Annotated in this window: 4 protein-coding genes; 2 read left to right on the forward strand and 2 right to left on the reverse strand. The window is 51.5% G+C overall.

From position 1 onward, the window contains the following. Positions 1–627: 627 nt before the first annotated feature. Both VU18_RS04295 and VU18_RS04300 read right to left on the reverse strand, forming a co-directional pair. Positions 628–1,308, reverse strand: coding sequence for a GNAT family N-acetyltransferase (locus VU18_RS04295; protein WP_020278646.1), 681 nt, complete (start codon positions 1,306–1,308; stop codon positions 628–630). A gap of 75 nt (positions 1,309–1,383) precedes the next feature. Beyond that, on the reverse strand, positions 1,384–1,581 hold the full coding sequence (locus VU18_RS04300; RefSeq protein ID WP_011230519.1) for a YbxH family protein: 198 nt from the start codon (positions 1,579–1,581) through the stop codon (positions 1,384–1,386). Positions 1,582–1,732: 151 nt separating this feature from the next. On the opposite strand from VU18_RS04300, the gene VU18_RS04305 reads away from it, so the two are divergent. Both VU18_RS04305 and VU18_RS04310 read left to right on the forward strand, forming a co-directional pair. Then, positions 1,733–3,709 carry a methyl-accepting chemotaxis protein gene (locus VU18_RS04305; RefSeq protein ID WP_014195320.1) on the forward strand — a complete coding sequence of 659 codons (1,977 nt, stop codon included), beginning with the start codon at positions 1,733–1,735 and terminating at the stop codon, positions 3,707–3,709. Between the two features lie 602 nt (positions 3,710–4,311). Further along, a partial coding sequence (locus VU18_RS04310; protein ID WP_236687281.1) for a 2-oxoglutarate dehydrogenase E1 component occupies positions 4,312–6,463 on the forward strand: 2,152 nt, incomplete at its 3' end.

Raw genomic sequence — 6,463 nt, forward strand, 5'->3', positions numbered from 1 at the left:
ACCAAAAGTTGTACTTGACTGTTTCAGATCATGTCTTGCTTACATGCATAAGGAAAATCAGTAAATCAACGATTTTCCTACATGGTGACACGAGAAAAAGCCTCGCTTGTCAAGTACACGTTGTGGTGATGAACCTTTTATAAACATAAATTCTATTAATATGGTAAAACTCCTTTGTAGAAAAACTACTTTTATTGTCGAAACTTGATAAGAATATAATGAAGTGAGTTGTAAAATCACCATTTAATTACATATGCTTTGCGGATGGTGTCAGCTACGCTGGTACTACCCCTTTTTAGAATAAAGTTCCCCATATAATTTTTGAATTTGCTTTTTCAATAATAAATTTTCCTCTTCTAAAACCTTGACCCGTCCTTTTAAGTTTTTTATCAATACCTCTTCGGACTTTAAAATTTTTTGTTTTTGAAGCTTTAAGGCACCATTTCAGGCGTGTTGATTATCCAGAAATGTGCGCTGGCAGCAGGGAAAACAATTCATTGCGAATAAGCAAAGGAGCAAGCGGATCACTATACAAAATCGATTTCATCGGCCGCGATTCCTTTCTGTCGGTCGTTCTCCTTTTCTTAGTTCGCGGCCGATGCTGGTGATTCCTTTTTTTCGTTTCTGTCAATTGTGTCCTTGTTTTTGCTTGAACGGATTGCGCCATTCCATCAGGACGGCATAGTTGCGCGATTCCTCATCTTCCAAATAATTGTGAACGACCGCCAGCGGGGTGCGCCCGCAACGGAGCAAAAACGTAATGACCGGATCGTTCAGCTCGCCAGCAACGACTTTGTCGATGTAGGCTTCCGGCGATAGTTCAGCCGCATGTCGATGGTAGCCAGGCATCCGCCCGCCGCCGAGCAGCCGGTCGAGGCCGAGATGGACGACGACTTCATACATCGACTGCATGAGCCACTTGCCGAGGCCGAGCTTCCGGTATGGCGGCGAGACGCAAATGTCGACGACATAAAGCGTGTTGCCATCCGGGCGGTGGTTGCGGATGTAGCCGCCGTCGGTGATCTCTTCCCATGTATGATCGGTATGGGCTGGATCAAAGTCAACGATCAAGCCAGTCATCGATCCGACGATGCGCCCGCCGACTTCGACGCAAAGCGCTCCTTCGGGAAACAAAGTGACATGGTTGTGAAGCTGTTGTTCGTTCCACCATAACTCCGATGGAAACGGGGGCGGAAAACTTTCTTGCTGCACGCGGATGAGATCAGCAAAGTCGTCTTTCGTATAGTTGCGGATGACCGCTTCGCGCGGGGTGTTGCCGTCAAAGACGTATAAACGTTTATAGTACATGCCGATCCCCCTTGCTTTTTACCCTCATCATAACGGAAAACTCGAAAAAATGGCAAGAAAAGAAAACGGCCGCTGTTAGCGGCCGCGGGCTTTTTGCTCGACATACTCGCTCACAAGCGCTTCAATTTGCTGTTCATCGGGCTTTTCGCCGCGAAAGGGAAACACAATTTCATCGATGAATTCGCCGTTGCGGTAAACATGCAGCGCCCCTTTTTGCAACAGGACGCTGTATTCGATCTCAAATCGATATCCTTCGTGTTCGATGGCGCCCAATTGTCATTCACCTTCCTCTCGTTTATTGTCTCATGTGCGTCGATTCGTTATGTATGAATTAAGAAGGTCCTCCTATAGACGGGGGCCGATCGTCCTTTGTATAATGAAAATTAGTGCGACAAAAAGAGGAAACAGAGGGGAGAAATAGAGAGTGTTCCGGACATTGCGCAGTAAATTGATCGTCTTGATGGCTTTATTGTTAGTGATTTCATTGGCAGCGACACAACTCGTTGGGGTTGTGCAAATGCGGAAGATGGTGGATGCTGACGTGAAACAGCGGGCGCAGACGGCGCTTGACGGACTGCTTGGCGATATTCGCGACAGTTTTCAAAGTGAGGAGAATAGCTTAGTGCAATTCAGTGAATCGCCGTTGGCTTTGCAAATGGTTCAAGATGAAAAAATGTGGCTGCAGCTTGAGAAACAGTTCCGCACGTTTTTGCGCCTGCATGAGAATGTGCAATTCATCTATATTGGCACGGAGCAGAAGAAAATGTACATATCGCCGATGACAGAGCTCCCGGATGGATACGATCCGACGAGCCGCCCGTGGTATAAAGAAGCGATGAAGCGTCCGGATGAAGTGGTGTGGACCGAACCGTACGTCGATGCGATTACCGGCAAGCACGTTGTGACGTTGGCCAAAGCGGTGAGCGAAAACGGCCGCATTGCTGCGGTCATCGGCATCGATATGACGCTCGATGCGGTGACAAGAATCGTCAATGCGAGCGACGTCGGCTATCACGGCTATCCGGTGCTGTTTGACACGAAGGGAACGGCGGTTGTTCATCCGGAAGATAAAGGGAAAAATATGGCGAACAATGCGACAGTCCGCTACATGCTCGAGCATGAAAAAGGAATGCACGAATATGAGCAAGACGGCGAATGGCGGGTGATTTACTTCACTACGATTCCAGAGCTCGGCTGGAAAGTCGGCGCCGTCTATAAAGAAAAAGACTTATCAGTGATGAGCCGCTCGCTCGGAGCAACCATGCTTGTCATTACGGTGATTGCGTTCATCATCGCTTTGGTCGTCGTTTATTTCTTAGCGCGCTCGATCACCAAGCCGATTGTGGCGCTGCAAGAGCAAGTCGAAAAGGCGGCGGGCGGTGACTTGACCGTGCAAGTGCGCACCGCCAGCAAAGATGAAATCGGCCGCCTCGCTCGCCATTTTAACGAGATGATCGATCATATGCGCGCGCTGATCGGCGAAGTGAACCGATCGGTCAACGAGCTGGCCGCCTCGGCTGATCATTTAAGCGCCGTCTCAGAGGAAACGATGGCGACAAGCGAACAAGTGGCGAAAGCGATCGGCGAAATCGCCAAAGGAACAACCGATCAAGCAGGCAGCCTTGATACGATCAATGAGCGGACAACAGCGCTGTCGCAGCAAATCGAAGCGGTCACGAATGCGACGGCTGGCATGGAGTCGCTGTCCGATGAAACGAAAACCGCGAGCTACGACGGCTTGGAGCATTTAAACATTTTGCAGAAAAAATCGGAGGAAGCGAAAAATGAACTCGAGTCTGTAGAAAATGTCATTAGCGACCTTGTGAAAAAGATGGATGAAATTGACGGTGTCATTCAAACGATCACGGCCATTTCCGGACAGACGAATTTGCTGGCGTTAAACGCCAGCATCGAGGCGGCGCGGGCTGGCGAGCATGGGAAAGGGTTTGCCGTTGTCGCCGATGAGGTGCGCAAGCTGGCCGAACAATCCGCGAAAGCGACGGAGATGATCCGCGCGACGATCGCCGCCATCCAGCAGCAAGCCGGGCTGGTGATGGAGGCGGTCCGCCGCTCCAAGCAGGCGTACGACGAACAGCGGGAAGCGGTGCACACGACCGGCGATTCATTTGTCAAAATCACTGGCATGATGGAGCAAGTGGCAACAGCGCTCGCTGGGATTATGGAGGAAGCAAAGCGGATGAACGCGAGCAAAGACGATGTCGTCGGGGCGATGCAAAACATCGCCGCCATCGCCCAACAAGCAGCGGCAGCGGCGGAAGAAGTGGCTGCTTCGGCTGATGATCAGTTGCAGGCGCTTTCGACGGTGACCGAATCGGCGGAGGCGTTAAGCGAAATGAGCCGGCAGTTGAAACAACTGGTTGAGAAGTTTAAGATTTCATAAAAAATGGAAGGCGTCCTAGCGGCAACGGGGCGCCTTTTTTATCATCTCCAGCCGAGAAGGCTCCCATTTCCGCGTGCGTAAGTGGGGGATGAAGCATCAAGGATGTTCCCTAACGCCGCCCAAAATAAAGAAGGATTTCGCTTGCTGTCTTCGTAAGACAACGGAACCGTGGGACACACGAGGATGGCTTGGCTGGCAAGCCTGTCGTGGAGCGGTTGTTCCAAAGAATCTCCCACCGCTAAACGTTTGCGCAGGCAAGAGAGCGTTCAATCATTTTCGAATAGGAGACTTTCACTTTCGCTTTGTACAGGGTGCAGTCCAAAAATAAGCGGGAGATGAATGTCGGTCGGCGTTTGCTTAAAATCGCGAATGTTCCGCCGCCGTGCAGTCACGATCTTTTTTCTATTCATACAATGATAATAAGTGAAATTTTTTCAGCTTCTTCGTCGATTTTAGTGAGCGATAGTGCTAAAATAAATAGTGAAAACGTTTATACCGTTATTTTGCTGTACGTTTGGGGATGCTGGCAGCGCAATGAGGACTTTTATGCATAGCTGTTGCCAGCCCGAACGATGCGAAAACAAGGTGGAGGTTTTTTCACGATGGCAAAACAGACGAACTACGCTCAACCGTGGAGCCAGTTTTACGGGCCGAACCTCGGTTATGTCATCGAAATGTACGAACAGTATCTCGATGACCCTAACAGCATCGACCCGGAACTGAAACAATTGTTCGAACAGTGGGGGGCGCCGGTCTTGGAAGAACCGGTTTCTCCTGCGGATGACGAAACAGCCAAAACGCATCAAACGTTCCGGCTGCCGGAGACGCCGACGATTTTCAGCAAGCTTGTCGCTGCCGTCAAGCTGGCGGACAGCATTCGCCATTATGGCCATCTGGTTGCCGATACGAATCCGCTTGTCAAAAAGGAGAAAAAGCTGCGCCGCTTGGAGCTTGACGAATACGACTTAACCGAAGAGGACTTAAAGCGCATTCCGGTCGCGTTTCTTTGCCCGCACGCTCCGGCGCATGTCAAAAACGGCTGGGATGCCATCTTGCATTTGCGCAAAATTTACACGGACAAAATCGCGTTCGAATTCTCGCAAGTACATAATCTTGAAGAGAGGAACTGGCTCATTCAGCAAATCGAGTCCGGAGCGTATTACCCGAGCTTGGCGAACAAAGAGCGGGTCGCTTTGTTGCGCCGCCTGACGGAAGTGGAAGGGTTTGAAAAGTTCATCCACCGGACGTATGTCGGGCAAAAACGGTTTTCGATCGAAGGGCTTGATTCCATGGTGCCGCTTTTGGATGAGCTCGTCCGCCAAGCGATCGAACATGAAATCGACGCTGTCAACATCGGCATGGCGCACCGCGGCCGGCTGAATGTGCTTGCCCATGTGCTCGGCAAGCCGTACGAAATGATTTTCGCCGAGTTTCAGCATGCGGAAAGCAAAAATTTCATTCCGTCTGAAGGGTCAGTGGCGATCACGTACGGGTGGACGGGCGATGTCAAATACCACTTAGGGGCGGCGCGCCGCCTTCGCAATAAAAGCGCGCATACGATGCGGATTACGCTCGCTAACAACCCAAGCCATCTCGAAGTGGTCAATCCGGTTGTGCTTGGCTACACGCGCGCCGCGCAAGAAGATCGGACAAAACCAGGAGTGCCGGTGCAAAATACTGATGCGTCGTTTGCCATCTTGATTCACGGCGATGCCGCGTTCCCGGGACAAGGGATCGTCGCGGAAACGCTCAACTTAAGCCAGCTGCGCGGCTATACGACCGGCGGGACGATCCATATCATCGCCAATAACATGATCGGCTTTACGACGGAGAGTTACGATTCACGCTCGACGACGTATGCTTCCGATATGGCGAAAGGGTTTGAGGTGCCGATTGTGCACGTCAATGCCGACGACCCGGAGGCTTGTTTGGCGGCCGCATGCTTGGCGTTTGCCTACCGCCAGCGGTTTAAAAAAGACTTTGTCATTGACCTAATCGGTTACCGCCGTTTCGGTCATAATGAAATGGATGAGCCGATGGCGACGAACCCGACGATGTACGCGATCATCAACCAACATCCGACCGTGCGCCAGCTGTATGCGCAAAAATTGATGGAAAAAGGGATCATCACCGAGCGGGAAGTCGACGAAATGGAGCAAGAGGTGGCCGAACGGCTGAAAATCGCCTACGAACGGGTGCCGAAAAACGAAGACGAGCTCGATTTCATCATGGATCCGCCCAAACCGGTCGTCGATCGGCTGCCGGCAGTGAAAACGGGCGTGGCGAAAGACGTGCTCCATCGTGTGAATGAAGAATTGCTGCAGTTTCCGGACGGATTCAACGTCTTTAACAAGCTTGAGCGCATTTTAAAACGGCGAAGCGGCGTGTTTGCGCAAAACGGCAAAGTCGATTGGGCGCACGCGGAAATTTTAGCGTTTGCCACGATTTTGCAAGACGGCGTGCCGATCCGCTTGACCGGGCAAGATTCGCAGCGCGGCACGTTTGCGCAGCGCCATTTGGTGCTCCATGACGTGAAAACCGGAGAAGAGTATGTGCCGCTTCACCACATCAGCGGCGCCAAAGCGTCGTTTGTCGTGTACAACAGCCCGCTGACGGAAGCCGCCGTGCTCGGCTATGAATACGGCTACAACGTTTACGCGCCGGAGACGCTCGTGCTTTGGGAAGCGCAATTTGGCGACTTCGCCAACATGGCGCAAGTGATGTTTGATCAATTCATTTCATCCGGCCGGGCGA

Source organism: Geobacillus sp. ZGt-1 (genome assembly GCF_001026865.1).
In the GTDB taxonomy this organism is placed as follows: domain Bacteria; phylum Bacillota; class Bacilli; order Bacillales; family Anoxybacillaceae; genus Geobacillus; species Geobacillus thermoleovorans.

Bases quoted from the DNA above. Each gene is read 5' to 3' on its own strand.
- VU18_RS04295 (WP_020278646.1), bottom strand. From the start codon at position 1,308: ATGTACTATAAACGTTTATACGTCTTTGACGGCAACACCCCGCGCGAA.